The organism is Noviherbaspirillum sp. Root189 (assembly GCF_001428545.1).
Classification (GTDB): Bacteria; Pseudomonadota; Gammaproteobacteria; order Burkholderiales; family Burkholderiaceae_D; genus Noviherbaspirillum.
In genome coordinates this window covers 102,524-121,791 of record NZ_LMHZ01000004.1, presented here as the reverse complement: position 1 = coordinate 121,791, position 19,268 = coordinate 102,524, and the positions used below count along the sequence as shown (strand labels likewise).

Genomic DNA, 19,268 nt, shown 5'->3' with positions numbered 1-19,268 from the left:
GGCCTACCTGATGTACCTGAGATGCCCGAGCGGGTATCCGAACAGATTCAACACAATGTATACCGTTAGCGGAAAATCGGACAAAAATCATCTGCTGGAGGCGCACGCACCACTGGTGAAGCGGCTCGCGCACCAGATGAAGGCGAAGTTGCCGCCGAGCGTGGAAGTCGACGACCTGATCCAGGCCGGCATGATCGGCTTGCTGGATGCCGTCAGCCGCTACGAAGAAACGCACGGTGCGCAGTTCGAGACCTACGCGGTGCAGCGCATACGCGGCGCCATGCTTGACGAATTGCGTAGCAGCGACTGGCTGCCGCGCAGCATCCGGCAGAACATGCGCAAGATCGAAGATGCGATGAACAAGGTGCAGCAGCGCTTCGGACGCGCACCGAAGGAAGCCGAGATCGCCGCCGAACTCAAGATGACGCTGGTGGAATACCAGGAACTGCTGACCGAAGGCAGCGGTCACCAGTTGGTCTACTACGAAGACTTCCATGAGAAGGACGAGAACGACCACTTCCTTGACCGCTATTGCGTCGACGAATCCAGCGATCCGTTGCAGAGCCTCATGAACGGCGGTTTCCGTCAGGCGGTCATTCACGCGATCGAGGCGCTGCCCGAAAGGGAAAAGATCCTCATGGGCCTGTACTACGAGCAGGAAATGAATCTCAAGGAAATCGGCGCCGTCATGGGCGTTTCCGAATCACGTGTCTGTCAGCTGCATAGCCAGGCCATCGCACGCATGCGTGCAAGACTAAAGGATCAGGCATGGACTGGGCTAGCCTAGCCGGCATACTTCTCGCGCTGGCCGGCATCGTTTTCGGGCAGGTGATCGAGGGCGGTCACATCGACTCACTGCTGCAGCCGGCAGCGTTTACCATTGTCGCCATCGGCACCATGGGAGCCGTGCTTCTGCAAAGCGGAACCAGCAGTTTCGTTCGTGGCGTCAGGATGCTGCGCTGGGTATTTTCTCCGCCGCCGGATCGCAGCAGCACCATTTCGCAAGACCTGATGACATGGAGTTCGACCGCGCGCCGCGAAGGATTACTGAGCCTGGAACGCTATCTCAACGCCGTCAAGGATCCGTTTACCGCAAAAGGTTTGCGTCTCATCATCGATGGCATCGACCCTTACAAGATCCGTGAAATTCTGGACGTGGATATCTCGACCTACGAGCGTCGCGAGCGCCAGGCAGTCAAGGTGTGGGAAGCGGCCGGCGGCTATGCGCCGACCATCGGCATTCTGGGTGCCGTGCTCGGCTTGATCCACGTGATGGAAAATTTAACCGAGCCGAGCAAGCTTGGCGGTGGCATCGCAATTGCCTTCGTCGCGACGATTTACGGCGTCGGCCTGGCGAACCTGATTTTCCTTCCGATCGCCAACAAGCTCAAGACCATCGTCACCGATGAAGTGCGCCGCCGCGAAATGCTGACCGATGTGTTCTGCAGCGTAGCCAACGGTGACAATGCGCGCATCGTCGAAGAACGCATGCTGGCCTACAAAATCTGACCCGGTAACGAGCACCATGGCCCGCAAGCGATATGAAGAAAGCGAAGACAACCATGATCGATGGCTGGTGTCTTATGCTGATTTCATCACCTTGCTGTTTGCGTTTTTTGTCGTGATGTATGCACTGTCTTCCGTCAACGAAAGCAAGTACCGGGTACTGTCCAATTCGCTGATCAATGCCTTCGGGCGCGTGCAGACCGCACCGATTGTCGGCGATCCCGCATCCGCTTCGCCAAGCATTCCGCTTGCGTTACCCCCGGTCCGTCCTCGCAACAATGAAGCCTTGCGTCGTGAACGCGAGAAGCTGACCAACGTTGCCCGCGATATTCTCAAGGTGCTGGCACCCCTGGTGGAGCAAGGCAAGGTAAGGGTCACGCAGACTACACGCGGTGTGAATGTCGAAATCAATGCCAGCGTGTTGTTTGCGCCGGGAGATGCGCGCTTGTCCGACAGTAGTATTCAGGCATTGAAAGCGGTTGCCGAGGTGTTGAAGGACGACGATCATGCGATCCAGGTGGAAGGGCACACGGATAGCGTGCCGATTCGCAATGTGTTATTTGCTTCTAACTGGGAATTGTCCGCGGTGCGGGCGTCCAGCGTGATTCGATTGTTTGTCGACGGCGGTGTGGCAGAGACCAGATTGACCGCGGTAGGTCACGGGTCGACGCAGCCGGTGGGCAGCAACGAGACGCCGGAAGGGCGCTTGCGTAACCGTCGCGTATCGGTGATGGTGTTGTCTAATTTGCCGGAGACGGAAACGGAAGTGCCGGTTGATGTGCCGGGGAAATCGTAAAAAGCAAGGTGGCCCTCTGTTTAAGCACTACCGCAAGAGCCTTCCTGCGACCATGGGCGAGACACCATCATGAAAGTCAGCCAACCACCAGGGTCCGGCTGCTGTTCTTTGAAGTTGCTTGCCCGTTCGGGCCATACATGCCGCTGCCGTTCTGATTTCCTTGCAACACGTTCAACGCGTTCTGGTTGCGTGTCATGTGCTGGTTGATCAGCAAGCCATTGGTCCGGTTCAATTCCTTGGCCTCCCGGGCGAGGCCGAGCAGATCATCCCAGGACTTAATCAATGCCGCTGGTGCGGTTGCGACCCAGCGCTGCATGCCCGACTCGCTGGCTTCAAAGCCTGCGGCGGCGAGCGTGCGATGACGACGCAATGCCAATTCAGTCATGCGGGTGACTGCCTTGGTTTTTTCTTCTGTTACCCCGGTGAGCCCGTCGAGGTTGGCGTGGATCAAGTGTTCCTGTTCCTGCTTCAGAAGCTGCAGCAGGGTGTTGCCGATACTGATCTCTTCGCCAAGGCTTTCAGCCGGGCTGTTTCCTGGGTTTTGCATGGTTTTACGCCTTACGTGTACGGATCAGGTCGCTGACCGTGTCGAGCAAGCCGTTGGCGACCTTTTCAGGGTCTACCTTGAACGTGCCGTCGGCGATCGCTGCCTTGATCTCTTCAACTTTCTTTGCATCAAATACGCCGCCGGTACCCGATTGGGACAGCGACTGCACAGTGGACGACAGATGCACGCTGTCAGTTTCGGCCGGAGCCTTGCTGACAGCAGCGGATTTGTCGGCGCCCTTGCCGGCGCGGGTAGGCGTCGTTCCAACGCTTACACCACCGGATTTCTTTAGCGGGTCATCGATTTTCACGGCAATTCCTTAGCTGATTAGCGGTTTTTCGGTTCTTGTCATCAGTCTTATCGACACGTTCGGCAGAAACTTTAGCATTGAATCTGAAAAATCGGAAAAACCGTTTTAAATCAGTAAGTCACTTCGACGATGCCGCCTGTTTTCGCCACCCCGCTGACCACCTGGCCGGACGCGGTGCGCGCTTGGGCGATCTGACCTTCGGAAGCGTTGTTTAGTGCCCGACCTTCGGTCGCAACCGAAAATCCGGGGCCGTTGGAGACGACACGTACTGTTTGTCCCTGTTGTACCGCCGCCTGGCTACGCAGCGCATCGTTGCGCAATGGCGTACCGGCCGGCAGCGACGTCGTCATGGTGCGGCCGATTGCCTGCGAGGTGTCGGTGATGACGCCGGCGGGCAGGGAAGTGAGGTCGCCCTTGAGTTTGACAAGGTCGTTCGGCCCGACCTGTTGCCCCTGTGCCAACGGCACTGCGGCGGCGATATAGTCGCCCACCACCTGGACGGTTGCCGAAATATACAAAGTCCACGGCGACGGCACCGTGCAGCGTACACCCACCGTGGTACGGCCCCAGATGCGGCTGCCGTTCGGAAGGAAGGCTTCCGGTGCCGCGCAAGCGGGCAGGCTGGAACGCGCGTCGACCTGGCCGACACTCAGGTTCACTTGCCCCGGAAGTCCGGCGGTCTGAATACGAAGGAATTGTTCAACGACCTGACGCAATGCCGCCGGGTCCTGGCGCTGTGGCGACTGTTGTGCTTGCTGCGGCGTCTGGGCTGCCGCGAAACCGGCCATCAGCCAGAGTGCGGCGAGCAATGCTTTCACGGATGTCTTCATGATGACCGTTGATTGGTGCCAGCCTGAATGTTACCCACGAGGCACACAATCAAAAGCCTGAAAAGGGGATGGTTTAACAGTCTTATCGTGTGATCGATGTGACTTTTGCATCCGTATGATCAAGCCTATACCAATCCCTCAACGGCAAAGAGCATGGTTTCTTTGGCTGGAGAATTCCGGAGGTCGACATGATCGGAAAAATTGACGAAGCATTGCGGTTCCAGCAGACGGCACTGAGCCTGCGCGCGGAACGGCAGCAGGTGCTGGCGTCGAATATCGCCAACGCGGACACCCCGAACTACAAGGCGCGGGACGTCGATTTTAACAGCGCGCTGAATTCGGCGATGGCAAAGGGCAGCGTCACAACCACCGCCGCTTCATCCGCGTCGGCCGTACCCGGTCTCAATGCGGTGGCAAACGCCTTGTCTCGCACCTCGCCCACGCATCTTGCCGGCAAGCCCGCAGGCGTGACCGCCAGCGGTGCGCAATTACTGTACAGGCAGACCGCGGTGCAGGGCAATATCGACGGCAATACCGTCGATATGGACGTCGAGCGTAACCAGTTTGCGGACAACGCCTTGCGTTATGAAGCAAGCGTCACTTTCGCCAGCGGACAGATCAGGAGTCTGCTCAGCGCTATCCAGGGGCAATAATCATGTCGCTATTTAATATTTTCAATGTCGCCGGCTCGGCGATGAGTGCCCAGGGCCAGCGCCTCAATACGGTAGCAAGCAACATCGCCAACGCCGATAGCACCACCAGTTCCACTGGTCAGACCTATCGCGCCAAGCAGGTCGTGTTCAGTGCCGTGCCGACCGCCAATCCGGCGGCTGCCGGTGTCAAGGTGCAGCAGGTAGTCGAAGACCAGTCGCCACTCAAGACCGTCTACGATCCCAAGCATCCGCAGGCCGATGAAAAGGGTTACGTGACCATGCCGAATGTCAACGTGGTCGAAGAGATGGTCAACATGATTTCCGCTTCGCGTTCTTACCAGACGAACGTCGAAACGATGAACGCAGCCAAAACCATGCTGCTCAAGACACTGACGCTCGGACAATAACAAGGAGTAAGTGAATGGCTGGCGTACAAACCAACAACACGGTCTCGTCGGACCTGATGACGACGATGAATGGCGCCAAGAGCCAGACGTCGACTGTCGACGAGGCGCAGGACCGCTTCATGAAGCTGCTGGTAACGCAAATGCGCAACCAGGATCCGCTCAATCCGCTGGACAACGCGCAGGTAACCAGCCAGCTTGCGCAGTTGTCCACGGTCAGCGGCATCGACAAGCTCAACACCACGCTGCAGGCATTGCAGGGCAGTTACCAGACCAGCCAGACATTGCAGGCGACCGACATGATCGGTCATAGCGTCCTGGTGCCTGGTTCGACCATCGACCTTGCTGACAGCAAGGCGATATTTGGTGTCGATATTCCCGAGGCGGCCGACAAGGTCAGCGTCACGGTACGCAATGCGGCAGGTGTCGCAGTGCGCACCTTCGACCTTGGCGCGCAGCAGGCGGGGGTGGTGCCGATGGTGTGGGATGGCAAGTCGGATGCGGGTACCACAGCGACCGATGGCTCCTACAAGTTTGAAGTCAATGCCGTGCGTGGCGACACCACCCTGGCTGCCAAGACGCTTTCGTTTGGCACCGTTTCCAGTGTCACCACAGGAAGCGCCGGCGTGAAGCTCAGTGTGCCGGGTATCGGCAACATCAATTTTGCCGACGTGCGGCAGATTCTTTAATTCGATTTCAGACATTCAGCGAGCAAGGAGAACAACGTGAGTTTTCAACAAGGATTGAGTGGCCTGAACGCGGCTTCCAAGAATCTCGAAACAATCGGCAATAACGTCGCCAACGCAAACACAGCAGGCTTCAAGGGCGCGCAGGCACAGTTTGCCGATGTGTATGCCAACGCCATCACAGGCGGCGGCAGCGGACAGATCGGTATCGGTACCAAGCTCGCCAACGTGGCGCAGCAGTTCACCCAGGGTAACGTCTCTGCGTCGAACAACCCGCTCGATATCGCGATCAACGGCGACGGTTTCTTCCGTGTCGCTACCAACGGCGCGATCACCTACAGCCGTAACGGGCAGTTTCAGCTGGATAAGAATGGCTATATTGTCAATGCGAATGGCGCGCGCCTGACAGGTTACATGGCGAACAGTTCGGGGCAAATAGCAAACGGCAATGAGGTGGATCTGCAGATCAACAATGGAACGTTGCCACCCAATACCACATCCGAGGTCAAAGGCATTTTCAATCTGGATTCGAGCAAGCCGGTGATTACCGGAACGTTCGATCCGCAAGATGCGACCACATACAACAATGCGACATCGGTCACCGTGTACGATAGTCTTGGCGACTCTCACATTGTCAATGCCTATTTTGTCAAGACGGCGCCAAATGTCTGGGACGTGCAAGTGTCGGACGATACGGTCACGCCACCGGTGGGTACCAACATCGGGACGATGAACTTCAATCCTGATGGCACGCTGTCAGCCGTAACGTTCGCCACGCCGGCGTTCACTGTGACGCCGACTAACGGCGCCAGCCCGCTGCCTGTCAATATCGACTTGACAGGCACCACTCAGTACGGCGCGGCCTTCGACGTGCGGACCCTGGACCAGGACGGTTACAGCTCCGGCGCCTTGTCGGGCTTCAACATCGGTTCCGACGGTGTGATCACCGGCCGCTATACCAACGGCAAGTCCGCGACACTGGGACAAGTTGTACTCGCCAGCTTTACCAATCCAAACGGCCTGCAGCCGCTGGGTAACAACATGTGGGCGGAAACCTCTACATCGGGCGTCGCACGCGTGGCAGCTCCCGGCTCAGGCAACAAGGGTGTATTACAGGCATCGGCAGTGGAAGACTCCAACGTCGACCTGACCGCCGAGCTGGTCAACATGATTACCGCGCAGCGCGTCTATCAGGCCAATGCACAGACGATCAAGACCCAGGACCAGGTCTTGCAAACCCTGGTGAACCTGCGCTAATAACATCGCCCACATCGTTTGACATCGCATGATGCCGCCGTGTGAAATACGCGGCGACATCCTGAACGGAGAAGCCTTTGGATCGTCTCGTCTATACCGCCATGACCGGCGCGAAGCATATCCTGGAAAAGCAGGCCAACACTTCGCACAACCTCGCCAATGCATCGACCACCGGCTTTCGTGCGCAGCTGGATTCATTTCGCGCGGTGCCGGTACAGGGCGCACAGTTGCCGACACGCGCCTTTGTCGTGGATGCCACCGTCGGCACCGATTTCACGCCTGGCCCCATTCAGCAGACCGGGCGTGACCTTGATGTCGCGGTGCAGGGCAAGGGATGGATCGCCGTGCAACTGGAAGACGGCTCCGAAGCTTATACCCGGGCAGGCAGCCTCAAATTGAGTGAAAACGGCGTACTCCAGACACAATCCGGCGCTACCGTCATGGGCGATGGCGGGCCGATTGCCGTGCCGCCCGATGTGTCGTTCACCGTTGGCAAGGACGGCACGATCACGACCATCGCAACAGGTTTCAAACCGGGCGCGGCGACGGTGCTGGGACGTGTCAAGCTGGTCAATCCAGCTGAAGAAAACATGGTGCGCGGCGACGACGGTCTCTTTCGTCAGAAAGACGGCACGCCTGCCGATGCCGATCCCGACGTAGTCCTGATCGGCGGTGCGCTGGAAGGCAGTAATGTCAACGTGGTCGATGCGATGGTGGACATGATTTCGCTCGCCCGCCAGTTCGAAATGCATATGGCCCTGATGAAGAACGCGGAGAGCAACGAGGCGAAAGCTGCTCAGCTCCTGTCTTTGGCAGGCTGACAAGAGATGAATAATAGAACCATGGCGGCAATCTCGCGCATGCCAGGTTCAGGGAGAAGGTAATGATTCGATCGCTGTGGATTTCCAAGACAGGTCTTGAAGCGCAACAGACGCAGATGGACGTCATTTCCAACAACCTGGCCAACGTCAGCACCGCCGGATTCAAGCGCTCACGCGCAGTGTTCGAGGACCTGCTTTACCAGACCATGCGCCAGCCGGGAGCCCAGTCGTCGCAGCAGACGCAACTGCCGTCCGGCTTGCAGCTGGGTACCGGTGTGCGTCCGGTGGCAACCGAAAGAATTTTCACGCAAGGCAATCTGCAAAAGACCGACAACGACAAGGATGTTGCGATCCAGGGCGACGGCTTTTTCCAGGTACTCATGCCAGATGGCACGACAGCGTATACCCGTGACGGTTCGCTTCAGCGCGACAACCAGGGACAGCTCGTTACCTCGAGCGGATTTGTAGTGCAGCCGGCGATCACCGTACCGGCCAATGCACAAAGCATGACGATTGCACGCGATGGTACTGTCTCCATTACCCAGCAGGGCACTGCGGCGGCGACCCAGATTGGTACCTTGCAGCTGGTGACCTTTATCAATCCGGCCGGCCTCGAATCCAAGGGCGAAAACCTGTACGTCGAGACTGCGGCATCGGGTAATCCCAATACCAACACCCCGGGCACGAACGGCGCCGGCCTGTTGATCCAGGGTTACGTGGAAACCTCCAATGTCAACGTGGTGGAAGAACTGGTCAGCATGATCCAGACCCAGCGCGCGTATGAAATCAACAGCAAGGCGATCACGACATCGGACCAGATGCTGCAGCGCCTGTCTCAACTGTAATTCTGTAAAGTTTTTCGCGGCTGCAAAGCGGCGTTCGTGAGGTGTGAGGTGAGGAAATGAAACGTGTTGGTGCAATCGTCCTGTATGCGGTGATGGCTGCTGCGATGGTAGGCTGCGCGACCGTGCCCGACACCATCACGCATCAGCCTGCCGCAGCACGTCCGCCGATGCCGACGCCGGTGCAGCCGTCCAACGGCGCGATCTTCCAGGCGTCAGCCTATCGTCCGATGTTCGAAGACCGGCGTGCACGCCTGGTGGGCGACACCATCATCATCGCCATCAGCGAAAAGACCAGCGCCGGCAAATCCGAAGGCAATTCGGCCAGCAAGACGGGCAGCGTCTCGTTTGCAGCACCAACGCTGTTCGGCGTGCCGTCGACCACCACCGCCAAACTCGGCTTGTCCGCCAGTTCGTCCAACAAGTACGAAGAAAAAGACGCGACCACCGCCAGCAATAATTTCACCGGCACGATCACGGTGACCGTCGCCGAGGTACTCCCCAACGGTAATCTCGTGGTCAGCGGCGAGAAGCAGGTTTCCTTCGACAAGGGCGTCGAATTCGTACGTTTTTCCGGCATCGTCAATCCCGATAATATCGTGAGCGGCAATGTTGTCGCGTCCACGCAGGTGGCCGATGCACGCGTTGAATACCGTACCAACAGCCGCATCGACAAGGCCGAAATGATGTCGCAGATGACACGTTTCTTCCTCAGTCTGTTGCCGCTCTAATGTCATGATAATGTCATGAAAAATTTTTCCTTCTCCGGCAAGATCGTGGCGGTAATGTTGGGTGTGAGCGCTCTGTGCGTCACGCCGGCAATCCATGCCGAGCGTCTCAAGGACCTCGCCAGCATCCAGGGCGTACGTCAGAACCAGTTGATCGGCTATGGTCTTGTGGTTGGCCTTGACGGTAGCGGCGATCAGACGACACAGACGCCGTTTACCGTGCAGAGCGTGGTCAGCATGTTGCAGAACCTTGGCGTGAACATTCCGCCGGGAACCTCGCTGCAACTGAAGAACGTCGCTGCCGTGATGGTCACGACCTCGTTGCCGGCATTTGCGCAACCTGGCCAGATGCTCGACGTGACCGTTTCATCGATGGGTAACGCCAAGAGCCTGCGCGGGGGCACGCTGCTGATGACCCCGCTGAAGGGCGCGGACGGACAGATCTACGGCATGGCCCAGGGCAATGTGCTGGTGGGCGGCGTCGGCGCTTCGGCTAACGGCAGCAAGGCACAGGTCAATCACTTGAGCGTGGGACGTATCTCGGCGGGAGCGACGGTGGAACGCGCGGTACCGAGTTCCTTCGGTCGCGGCGATGCGGTTTTCCTGGAACTGAACGACGCTGATTTTTCCACCGCAAGTCGCGTGGTCGATGCCGTCAACAAGCGTTTCGGCCCCGACACCGCATCGGCGCAGGATGGACGCGTGATCAGGGTGAGAGCGCCTGCAACCAATGACGAACGGGTCTCTTTCCTGGGCGCGCTGGAAAGCCTGCACGTCACGCCGGCGCAGATGAATGCGAAAGTCATTCTCAACGCACGCACCGGTTCCGTCGTAATGAACCAAGCGGTCACACTCGACACCTGCGCGGTCTCGCACGGCAACTTGTCAGTGGTCATCAATACCGATCCGGTGATCAGCCAGCCAGCGCCGTTTTCAAACGGTCAGACGGTAGTGACCGCAACATCCCAGATCGACATCAAGAAAGAACCAGGTCAGGTCTTGCTGCTCAAGGGGGGCACATCGCTGGCCGACGTGGTCAAGGCATTGAACGCCATTGGCGCCACACCGCAAGACCTGCTGGCCATTCTGCAGGCAATGAAGGCGGCAGGGTCCCTGCGTGCCGAGCTCGAAATCATCTGACGCCGCACCATGGTTAATCGCATCGATACTTCCAGTTCCAACTTTGCCCTCGACGTCAAGGAGATGGGCAAGCTGCGGCAGGCGGCAAAAGAAAACTCTCCGGAGGCCTTGAAGGCCACGGCAAAGCAGTTCGAAGCCTTGTTCATGAACATGGTGCTCAAGAGCATGCGCGAAGCGACACCGCAAGACGGTGTATTCGATAGTCAGCAGAGCAAGATGTATACGTCCATGCTGGACCAGCAGCTGAGCCAGACCATGGCTTCGCGCGGCGTCGGTCTGGCCGATGTGCTGGTGCGCCAGCTCTCCGGCGTGGTCGACAAGCAGAAACCCGGTGCAGGTAACGATGAAACGTCTTTGTCGAACGATGACCTGAGCACCGCATTCAGCGTGTTGAATGCGGCAAGCGCGGCCAAGTCAGCTTCGTCGCTTCAGTCGCCGGCGACCAATTCCGTCGCGGCAGGCGAAACGGTTAAACCAATCGCATCGAACAAACCTGCACACGTCCGCGACTTCCAGGAAAGACTTGGCGCGGCGGCAGAGGAAGCAAGCCGAAGCACAGGTATTCCGGCGAAATTCATGCTGGGACAGGCCGCACTGGAAAGCGGCTGGGGCAAGCGCGAAATCAAGGGTGCCGACGGCAGCAGCAGCCATAACGTGTTCGGTATCAAGGCCACCGCCGGCTGGACAGGGAAAGTGGTCAACGCCGTGACGACGGAGTACGTGAATGGTGTGCCGCAGACCAGGGTGGAAAAATTCCGCGCTTATGACTCCTATGCCGATGCGTTCCGTGACTATGCGCGCATGCTGAGTTCCAACCCGCGTTATCAGAACGTCATCGCCAGTGCACAGGACCTGCACGGCTTTGCCCATGGCTTGCAAAAGGCTGGCTATGCCACCGATCCGAATTACGCGGCCAAGCTGACGCGCCTGATCAAGCATTCCTTGTCGACCTGACAAGGCCGGCGCAGCTTTCGCGTTCACTTTCTCATTTATTTTCTCAAGTTTCGTGGTGAGCTGCCGTTCACTAAGGTATCGATTTCCGAAAGACTAGATCATGGCAAGCATACTCAGCGTCGGACAAAGCGCACTGGCAGCGGCACAGGCTGGACTCGTCACGACTGGCCATAACATTGCCAACGCTTCAACGCCCGGATATTCGCGGCAGGTCGTGGTCCAGTCGTCGGCGGGTTCGCAGAATACCGGTGCCGGGTATATCGGCAAGGGCGCCAATGTTACCGATGTCAAGCGCATCTACAACGAACTGCTGGCCGGCCAGGTACGTAGCGCACAATCGGCGCAGATGCAAAGCCAGACTTACTATAGTCAGATCAGCATGATCGACAATGTGCTGGCCGACACCGCCGGCGGGGTATCGCCGGCACTGCAGGACTTTTTCAAGGGCATACAGAGTCTTGCTTCGAACGTCAATGTGCCCGGCGCGCGCCAGAGCGCATTGTCGTCAGCCGAAGCGCTGGCAGCCCGTTTCCAAAGCCTCGATGGCCAGCTGCGCGAACAGAAGCAAAGCCTGAACGGACAAATCTCGGCGAGTGTCGATACCATCAATGCGTACGCGACGCAGATTGCCAAACTGAATGACGCCATTGAGAAGGCAATGGGCAACAACGAAGGCAAGGCGCCAAACGATCTGCTTGACCAGCGTGACCATGCCATCAGCGAACTGAGCAAGGAAGTCAAGGTTGACGTAGTCAAGCAGGGCAACAGCTATAACGTTTTCATTGGTAACGGCCAGCCGCTGGTCGTCGGCGCGAAGCCGCAGCAACTGGCTATCAATCCGTCAGCGACTGACCAGAGCCGTATCGGGATTGGCTATCAATCCGTCGGTGGCGAGCTAGTGCCGCTGGATGAGGCTCTTTTCACCGGCGGTAAGTTGGGCGGACTGTTTGCCTTCCGTTCCTCAACACTGGACGTCGCTCAGAATTCGCTTGGACGTGTTGCCGTTGGTCTTGCAATGACCTTCAATGCGCAGCACAAGCTCGGCCAGGACCAGGCTGGCGCGCTTGGCGGCGATTTCTTTGTTGCAGGGGCACCGCGAGTCGACGCGAATATCAGGAATGACCAGACCTTGCCGGTCGGCGCTGTGGATGCAACAATTACCGATCCGAGCAAGCTGACCACCAGCGATTACAAGGTGGCGTACGACGGTACCGATTACACGGTGACCCGTCTGGCAGACAACAAGGAAATGTATAAGGCGGGGACTTTTCCCGAAGGCGTGGAAATCGACGGCGTCACTCTGAGCGAAGCCAGTCCCATTACTACGGCCGGCGATGAATTCATTGTCCGTCCCACGGTGGATGGTGCAAAGAATTTTGCCGTGGCAATCAAGGACATTTCCAAGATTGCTGCGGGAGTTCCACTCCGTACCTCTGCATCGACAGAGAACACAGGTAGCGGCAAAATCAGCATCGGCTCGCTGACATCGACCACCGCTGCCGGCATGAACATGACCATCGCGTACGAAGCCGGACCGCCGGGAAGCTTTACCGGCTTCGATTCCACAGCGGATGTTGTTGTTACCAGTGCCACCGGTACCGAGACCACATACCCTGCCGGTACAGCCAACATCCCCTACACGGACGGTGATACGTTTGCAACCGGCGGCTTCAGTTTTACCATCACCGGCACGCCCTCGGATGGCGACGAGTTCTCCGTATCGCCGAATACCGGCGGTGTCGGCGATACCCGCAATGCCGTCCTCCTGGGTGCGTTGCAGACCACGAATACGCTGGGCGACAAGTCAGCCACTTATCAAGGCGCGTACGCGCAACTTGTGAGTATGGTCGGCAACAAGACGCGCGAAATGGAAGTGACCAGTCGCGCCGAGTCGGCATACCTGGAACAAGCGGTGACCACCCATGAAGCGGAATCCGGGGTGAATCTCGATGAAGAGGCGACTAACCTGTTGCGTTACCAGCAGGCGTACCAGGCTGCGGCAAAAGTGATGCAAACAGCGGGCACATTATTCGACACCTTGCTGTCGATCGGCAATTAATCAGGAAGCAGAGGCGCGCGATGAGGATCAGTACCAACACCATGTACAACACCGGGTCGGCCAGGATGAGCGATCTGCAGAGTAGCTTGAACAAGACACAGCTGCAGATGACTGCGGGTAAACGCATCCTGTCTCCGTCGGACGACCCTGTCGCCTCGGCGCAAGCACTCGAACTGAAACAATCGCAATCGATCAACGAGCAATACGCAACCAATCGCAGTAGCGCCAAAAGCTCGTTGGGCATGGAAGAGAATGCGTTGCAGAGCATTACCTTGTTGCTGCAGGACGTAAAGACCATCGCAGTCAATGCCGGTAATGGCGTACTCGACTCTGACCAGCGCAAGTACTTCGCAACGGAGTTGAGCGGTCGTTATGATGAATTGCTGGCGCTTGCCAATTCGCGGGATGGCGCCGGCAACTATATTTTTGCGGGTTACCAGACAACGACACAGCCGTTTACCAAGACGCCGACTGGCGCGAGCTATTCCGGTGACCAGGGCGAGCGTATATTGCAAGTCGGTCCGCAGCGCCAGATGGCTCTCTCAGACAGCGGCAGCATCGTATTCGAGAGCAACCGCACGGGTAACGGTACATTCGTCAGCGCTGCAACAGGCACCAATGCGGGGTCGGGCGTGATTTCCCCGGGTTCGGTCGTCAATTCAGCAGCCTTCACAGGCAAGAACTACACAATCAGCTTTACCGACGCCACGACCTTCGACATTATCGATAATTCAGATCCGCTGGCTCCTATCACGATATCGCCCGGTAATGCCTTCGTCAGTGGACAAGCTATCGTCTTCGACGGCGTGCAAATTGATATCACTGGCGCACCGGCAGCGGGCGACAGCTTTACCGTCGAGCCAAGCAAGAACGAGAGCATCTTCACCGCGTTGAAGGACCTGATCAATCTGCTCAACCAGCCGGCGACCGATTCCACCACCAAGGCCAACCTGACCAACGGCCTCAATGCCGCACATGCAAGTCTGGACAGTGCGCTCGACAGCGTCCTGACTGTACGTTCATCCGTGGGTGCTCGCCTCAAAGAACTGGATTCGCTGGACGCTCAGGGTGAGGATCGCGACATCTCCTATGCCACAGCGCTGTCGAATCTTGAAGATCTGGATTACACCAAGGCGATCACTGACTTCAGCAAGCAAAAAATCATGCTTGAAGCTGCACAGCAGGCTTTCGTGAAGACAACCGGCCTCTCGTTGTTCAACTACATTTCCTGATTGGCCATAAGGCGCACATTCGCGCGCCTTATGGCCAAGAGCTTGCAGTTACGCGACCTCAGTGGGCTCGCTGCCGCGTAGCCATTCTTGAAATGGCTATTTCCGTGGGCTCATTCCCGTTTGTTGTATGAAGAGAAGCCCCTCATTGAAAAGCCTCTCGATCGGTGTTGCCAGATAAGGCAGCATGAGCGCAAGAACAATGAAACCTGCGCCCAGCGTGACCGGGAAGCCAATACCGAACAGGTTGAGCTGGGGAGCAGCGCGAGTGAGGATGCCCAGCGCAATATTGGTCGTCAGCAAGGCGGCGATAATCGGCAAGGATAGCTGCACGCCGGCGCTGAAAATCAATCCGCCCCAATTAGCCAGTGCCCGAAAGCCGCCGGCGCCCCCTGGCAATGCCGACACAGGCATGCTGATGAAACTCTCAGCCAGTGTCGACAGAAGCATCAGATGAATATTGGTCGCAAGGAATATCATCAGGGTCAGCAAGGCCAGGAACTGTGCAATCGCCGAAGATCGTGCACGGGTTTGCGGATCAAAGAATGTCGCAAAACCAAAGCCCATCGTCAGGCCGCACACTTCGCCTGCCATCTCTACCGCGGCAAGCACCACACGCATGGCAAAACCCATTGCCAGGCCAATCACCAGTTCCTGCATGAGTACGAGCATGCCGGCGAGCGACATGGGATCGATGGCGGGGAGGGCAGGTACGGTCGGAGCAATGACTAGGGCCAGCATGATGCCCAGGCCGAGTTTGACCCTGACGGGAATGGAGAGGTTGCCGAATAGGGGAGCGGTGGCGATCAGGCCCAGGATGCGGGTCAACGGCCACAGGAAGGACGCGATCCAGGTATTGAGTTCGGCGCTGGTGAGGGTAATCATGACTGCTTATGCGTGCTACTGCGGTGAAGCCTGCTGTGGCAATGCACGACTGGCTACTGAACTATCTTAGCCCACCATTCCCGGAATACTGGAAAACATCTGGCGCATGTAGTCGAGCATCACTGTCAGCATCCAGGGGCCGGCAATAATCATCGTGACAAATATGCCGATCAGCTTGGGAATGAAGGACAACGTCATTTCATTGATCTGCGTCGCAGCCTGGAAAATACTGACGATCAAACCGACCGCAAGAGCAACCAGCAGCATGGGTGCCGCGACCATCAAAGTCACTTCCATTGCATGCCGACCCATGGTCATTACGCTTTCCGGTGTCATGGTAAATCCTTTCTTTGAATATGAATGGCAAGGCCCGGCAATCAGCCTCGTCCAACACCAAGCCTCGCTAATAAAAACTCTGTGCCAGCGACCCGATCAGCAACTGCCATCCATCCACCAGCACAAACAGCATCAGCTTGAATGGCAACGACACGATGGCCGGCGACATCATCATCATGCCCATCGACATCAGGATGCTGGCGACCACCATATCGATGATCAGAAAAGGAATAAAGATCGCGAAGCTGATCTGGAAAGCAGTCTTCAGTTCACTGGTAATGAATGCAGGAACCAGCACGCGCAACGGTACGTCTTCCGGGCCATTGAGCTGCGGTGAATTCGATAACTTGACGTAGAGCGCGAGGTCGGCCTGGCGCGTCTGCTTCATCATGAAGGTCTTGAGCGGTGCGGCGCCGCGCTCCAGCGCCTGGGTCATGGTGATCTTGTTGTCGGACAGCGGTTGGTAGGCGTCGGTGTATATCTTGTCGAATACCGGACCCATCACGAACAAGGTGAGGAAGAGGGCGAGGCCGATCAGTACCTGATTCGGGGGCGCAGTCTGCGTGCCCAGCGCCTGCCGCAACAGCGAGAGCACGATGATGATGCGGGTAAAGCTTGTCATCATTAGCAGCGCAGCCGGCAGCATGGCCAATGCCGTTAGCAGCAGCAGGGTTTGCAGGCTCAATGTATAAGTCTGCCCGCCACCGGGGCCGGGCGTGCTTGTCAAAGCGGGCATGCCGGCTTGTGCAAGGGCGAACAGGGGCAAGCCGAGAAGGGCGAGCGGCAGCCAGCGAAGAAGGAATTTGAGTACGGTGTTCACAGCGGATGGCGTCATGCCTGTTTTATCTGGCATTGCGCTTGTCAATGGTTTGCTTGAGCCAGGTGGCAAAATTCTTTTGTTCGGGCAGAGGCTCGGAAGTCGGCGCGTTTTCCTGTTTCGGCATGGTCGACAGCGCGCTGACCCGGCCGGGTGCGACGCCGACGACGATCCATTGATCGGCGACTTCGACTACCAGCACACGCTCGCGATTGCCGACATTGACGCCGCCGACCACGCGGGCGACATTGGCACCCGCAGCGCCAGCAACGCCCATGCGCTTAAGCAGCCATGCCGCGCCCGCCATCAGGCCAAGCACGATCACCAGGCCAACGAGTACCTGCAACAGATTACCGGCCGAGCCTGTCGATGCCGCTGTAGTTGCGGTGGTCGCTGTAGTCGTTGCCGGTGCCACGGTTGCCGCCTGTTCAGCCGCTTGCGCTACAGCGCTGAACAACGCGATAGCAACAGCAGCAGCTGCCGGAAGCAGGCGAGAGATGGTCATTTGTTGAGCTTGCGAATGCGTTCGGACGGCGTGATGATGTCCGTCAGGCGAATACCGAACTTGTCGTTCACCACCACCACCTCGCCCTGAGCGATCAGGCAACCGTTGACCAGCACATCCATCGGCTCGCCGGCCAGGCCGTCGAGTTCCACCACCGAGCCTTGCGCCAGTTGCAGCAGGTTCTTGATCGCGATCTTGGTGCGGCCGAGTTCGACCGTCAACTGCACCGGGATATCGAGGATGAAATCGATATCGTTGTGCGTACCGGTCTTCATGCTGCTGCCCGAAAAGTCCTGAAATACCGAGGCCTGCGCCTGCTTGGCGGCGAGTGCGGCTGCTTCAGCCTGTGCCTGTTCGGCAATCGCCGCACCCCAATCGTCATCGGCACTGGTCTGGCCAGTTTCATCAGCCATTTTCTTCTCCTTGCGTAAACTCGTTGTTGTTGTAGGTGAGAAGTTTCTCGACCCGCAGTGCGTACTGACCGTTGAATTTGCCGTAGCTGCATTCCATCACTGGGACGCCATCCACCTTGGCCGATACATGCTCCGGAATGGCAACCGGAATCACATCGCCGACTTTCATGTTCAGGATGTCGCCCAGCGTCGCTTTGGCGGTGCCAAGGTCGGCAATGATCTGTACTTCCGCCGTCTGGATCTGCTGCGTCATCAGACGCACCCAGCGCTTGTCCATTTCCAGTGTCTCGCCCTGCAGGCTGCTGGTCAGGATGTCGCGAATCGGCTCGATCATCGAATAAGGCGTGCAGAAATGCATTTCGCCGCTGACCGGGCCGAGTTCGATGGTAAAGGTTGTCGCCACTACCACTTCATTGGGCGTGGCGATGTTGGCGAACTGGGTATTCATTTCCGACCGCACGTATTCAAACTCGACCGGATACACCGGTTCCCAGGACTTGGCATAGGTCTCGAAGACAATGCCGAGAATACGCTGGATGATGCGTTGTTCCGTTTGAGTGAAGTCACGTCCCTCAACCCGTGTATGGAAGCGACCGTCGCCGCCAAACAGGTTGTCGACCAGCAGAAACACCAAGTTGGGATCGAAGACCATCAGCGCGGTGCCGCGCAGCGGTTTCATGTGCACCAGGTTGAGGTTGGTCGGGACCACCAGGTTACGAATGAATTCGCTGTACTTGTGCACACGCACGGGGCCGATAGACACTTCGGCGCTGCGATGCAGGAAGTTGAACAGGCCAATGCGAAGCAGGCGCGCAAAACGCTCGTTGATGATTTCCAGCGTCGGCATCCGGCCACGGACAATACGTTCCTGCGTGGCGAGATTGTATGGACGTATCCCCGACTCGTCTTCCGGCGCGGCACTCTCGTCCTGATCGCCGGTGACACCCTTGAGCAGGGCATCGACTTCTTCCTGGGAAAGGAAATTATCCGCCATGGTTTTACTGGATGACGAAGGAAGTGAAAAACACGCCCGAGGCGACCTGTTGTGGTCCCTGCGGGGTAAAGGGTTTCTTTACCTGCGCGAGAATTTCCTCTTGCAGTTTTGTCTTTCCTTCGATGGTAGACAGTTCAGATGCTTTTTTGCTGGCCAGCAGAAGCAGAATGCGGCTGCGCAGTGCGGGCATGTACATCTTGATGATTTCAACCTGTTTTTCATCAGCGACTTGCATCGTGAACGCGATCTGCAAGTATTGCTCGCCGTTTTCGGGCTGCAGATTGATCGTGAATGGTTCCATCGCGATAAAGACCGGCGGCTTGCCTGGATCGACTTTCGGCGCCGCCGCTTCGGTGGTTTCCGAGTGGCCGTCCTTGCCCTGACCCATGAAGAACCATGCGCCGCCCGCGCCACCTATCACCAGCAGTAGCGCGCCAACGATAATGAACAGTTTTTTCTTTGATTTTTTCGCTGGTGCGGCCGCTGCCGCACCTTCGTCGATGGGGACGACTTTGGGGCTTGCTTTAGGGGCTGTTGCCATGTTCTTTCCTCTGTC

At 57.7% G+C, this 19,268-nt stretch carries 24 protein-coding genes; 14 read left to right on the top strand and 10 right to left on the bottom strand.

What is annotated here, in order from left to right:
* Window positions 1–55: 55 nt before the first annotated feature.
* From ASE07_RS03575 to motD, 3 genes are read left to right on the top strand one after another with little or no spacing between them, the layout of a single operon-like run.
* Entirely contained in the window at window positions 56–787 is a 732-nt protein-coding gene (locus ASE07_RS03575) for an RNA polymerase sigma factor FliA (RefSeq protein WP_057289432.1), read from the top strand.
* A complete protein-coding gene (locus tag ASE07_RS03570) occupies window positions 769–1,509 on the top strand; it encodes a flagellar motor protein (RefSeq protein ID WP_057289431.1) in 741 nt (246 codons plus the stop codon). Before ASE07_RS03575 ends, ASE07_RS03570 begins: the two co-directional genes overlap by 19 nt.
* A gap of 16 nt (window positions 1,510–1,525) precedes the next feature.
* Entirely contained in the window at window positions 1,526–2,302 is a 777-nt protein-coding gene (gene motD / locus ASE07_RS03565; RefSeq protein ID WP_057289430.1) for a flagellar motor protein MotD, read from the top strand.
* Between the two features lie 76 nt (window positions 2,303–2,378).
* Here motD and ASE07_RS03560 read toward each other — a convergent pair whose 3' ends face one another.
* The 3 genes from ASE07_RS03560 to flgA form a co-directional block, all read right to left on the bottom strand.
* Window positions 2,379–2,849, bottom strand: a complete 471-nt coding sequence (locus ASE07_RS03560; protein ID WP_057289429.1) for a flagella synthesis protein FlgN — start codon at window positions 2,847–2,849, stop codon at window positions 2,379–2,381.
* A 4-nt stretch (window positions 2,850–2,853) separates the two neighbouring features.
* Entirely contained in the window at window positions 2,854–3,159 is a 306-nt protein-coding gene (flgM, locus tag ASE07_RS03555) for a flagellar biosynthesis anti-sigma factor FlgM (RefSeq protein ID WP_057289428.1), read from the bottom strand.
* Window positions 3,160–3,269: 110 nt separating this feature from the next.
* Window positions 3,270–3,989, bottom strand: coding sequence for a flagellar basal body P-ring formation chaperone FlgA (flgA, locus tag ASE07_RS03550; protein ID WP_057289427.1), 720 nt, complete (start codon window positions 3,987–3,989; stop codon window positions 3,270–3,272).
* A gap of 188 nt (window positions 3,990–4,177) precedes the next feature.
* On the opposite strand from flgA, the gene flgB reads away from it, so the two are divergent.
* The 11 genes from flgB (at window position 4,178) to flgL (ending at window position 14,765) form a co-directional block, all read left to right on the top strand.
* Entirely contained in the window at window positions 4,178–4,642 is a 465-nt protein-coding gene (gene flgB, locus ASE07_RS03545) for a flagellar basal body rod protein FlgB (protein ID WP_057289426.1), read from the top strand.
* A gap of 2 nt (window positions 4,643–4,644) precedes the next feature.
* Complete coding sequence (gene flgC / locus ASE07_RS03540; protein ID WP_057289425.1) at window positions 4,645–5,049, top strand: flagellar basal body rod protein FlgC; 405 nt, start codon at window positions 4,645–4,647, stop codon at window positions 5,047–5,049.
* A gap of 14 nt (window positions 5,050–5,063) precedes the next feature.
* Window positions 5,064–5,735, top strand: a complete 672-nt coding sequence (locus tag ASE07_RS03535; protein ID WP_057289424.1) for a flagellar hook assembly protein FlgD — start codon at window positions 5,064–5,066, stop codon at window positions 5,733–5,735.
* A 36-nt stretch (window positions 5,736–5,771) separates the two neighbouring features.
* Complete coding sequence (flgE, locus tag ASE07_RS03530; RefSeq protein ID WP_057289423.1) at window positions 5,772–6,989, top strand: flagellar hook protein FlgE; 1,218 nt, start codon at window positions 5,772–5,774, stop codon at window positions 6,987–6,989.
* Window positions 6,990–7,066: 77 nt separating this feature from the next.
* On the top strand, window positions 7,067–7,810 hold the full coding sequence (gene flgF, locus ASE07_RS03525) for a flagellar basal-body rod protein FlgF (RefSeq protein ID WP_057289422.1): 744 nt from the start codon (window positions 7,067–7,069) through the stop codon (window positions 7,808–7,810).
* A 62-nt stretch (window positions 7,811–7,872) separates the two neighbouring features.
* Window positions 7,873–8,655, top strand: coding sequence for a flagellar basal-body rod protein FlgG (gene flgG, locus ASE07_RS03520; RefSeq protein ID WP_057289421.1), 783 nt, complete (start codon window positions 7,873–7,875; stop codon window positions 8,653–8,655).
* A 56-nt stretch (window positions 8,656–8,711) separates the two neighbouring features.
* Window positions 8,712–9,383, top strand: a complete 672-nt coding sequence (locus ASE07_RS03515; protein WP_057289420.1) for a flagellar basal body L-ring protein FlgH — start codon at window positions 8,712–8,714, stop codon at window positions 9,381–9,383.
* Between the two features lie 54 nt (window positions 9,384–9,437).
* The gene (locus tag ASE07_RS03510) at window positions 9,438–10,520 is read left to right on the top strand and encodes a flagellar basal body P-ring protein FlgI (RefSeq protein ID WP_200960878.1); all 1,083 of its coding nucleotides are present in this window, start codon (window positions 9,438–9,440) and stop codon (window positions 10,518–10,520) included.
* Window positions 10,521–10,583: 63 nt separating this feature from the next.
* Window positions 10,584–11,474: a flagellar assembly peptidoglycan hydrolase FlgJ gene (flgJ, locus tag ASE07_RS03505; RefSeq protein WP_442946043.1), complete on the top strand. Its 891-nt coding sequence runs from the start codon at window positions 10,584–10,586 to the stop codon at window positions 11,472–11,474.
* A gap of 100 nt (window positions 11,475–11,574) precedes the next feature.
* Window positions 11,575–13,533 (top strand): flagellar hook-associated protein FlgK, encoded by a 1,959-nt coding sequence (gene flgK / locus ASE07_RS03500; RefSeq protein ID WP_057289417.1) that lies wholly within the window; start codon window positions 11,575–11,577, stop codon window positions 13,531–13,533.
* A 20-nt stretch (window positions 13,534–13,553) separates the two neighbouring features.
* Window positions 13,554–14,765 carry a flagellar hook-associated protein FlgL gene (gene flgL, locus ASE07_RS03495; protein ID WP_057289416.1) on the top strand — a complete coding sequence of 404 codons (1,212 nt, stop codon included), beginning with the start codon at window positions 13,554–13,556 and terminating at the stop codon, window positions 14,763–14,765.
* Between the two features lie 96 nt (window positions 14,766–14,861).
* On the opposite strand, the gene fliR is transcribed toward flgL, so the two are convergent.
* From fliR to fliL, 7 genes are all read right to left on the bottom strand, one after another.
* A complete protein-coding gene (gene fliR / locus ASE07_RS03490; protein WP_057289415.1) occupies window positions 14,862–15,647 on the bottom strand; it encodes a flagellar biosynthetic protein FliR in 786 nt (261 codons plus the stop codon).
* A gap of 66 nt (window positions 15,648–15,713) precedes the next feature.
* Window positions 15,714–15,983 carry a flagellar biosynthesis protein FliQ gene (gene fliQ / locus ASE07_RS03485; protein WP_057289414.1) on the bottom strand — a complete coding sequence of 90 codons (270 nt, stop codon included), beginning with the start codon at window positions 15,981–15,983 and terminating at the stop codon, window positions 15,714–15,716.
* A 67-nt stretch (window positions 15,984–16,050) separates the two neighbouring features.
* Window positions 16,051–16,818 (bottom strand): flagellar type III secretion system pore protein FliP, encoded by a 768-nt coding sequence (fliP, locus tag ASE07_RS03480; protein WP_057289413.1) that lies wholly within the window; start codon window positions 16,816–16,818, stop codon window positions 16,051–16,053.
* A gap of 7 nt (window positions 16,819–16,825) precedes the next feature.
* The gene (gene fliO / locus ASE07_RS03475) at window positions 16,826–17,305 is read right to left on the bottom strand and encodes a flagellar biosynthetic protein FliO (protein WP_057289412.1); all 480 of its coding nucleotides are present in this window, start codon (window positions 17,303–17,305) and stop codon (window positions 16,826–16,828) included.
* Entirely contained in the window at window positions 17,302–17,718 is a 417-nt protein-coding gene (gene fliN, locus ASE07_RS03470; protein WP_057289411.1) for a flagellar motor switch protein FliN, read from the bottom strand. The genes fliO and fliN overlap by 4 nt, the downstream gene beginning before the upstream one ends.
* Window positions 17,711–18,712 carry a flagellar motor switch protein FliM gene (fliM, locus tag ASE07_RS03465; protein ID WP_057289410.1) on the bottom strand — a complete coding sequence of 334 codons (1,002 nt, stop codon included), beginning with the start codon at window positions 18,710–18,712 and terminating at the stop codon, window positions 17,711–17,713. The genes fliN and fliM overlap by 8 nt, the downstream gene beginning before the upstream one ends.
* A gap of 4 nt (window positions 18,713–18,716) precedes the next feature.
* Window positions 18,717–19,253 (bottom strand): flagellar basal body-associated protein FliL, encoded by a 537-nt coding sequence (gene fliL / locus ASE07_RS03460; RefSeq protein WP_057289409.1) that lies wholly within the window; start codon window positions 19,251–19,253, stop codon window positions 18,717–18,719.
* Between the last annotated feature and the right edge of the window lie 15 nt (window positions 19,254–19,268).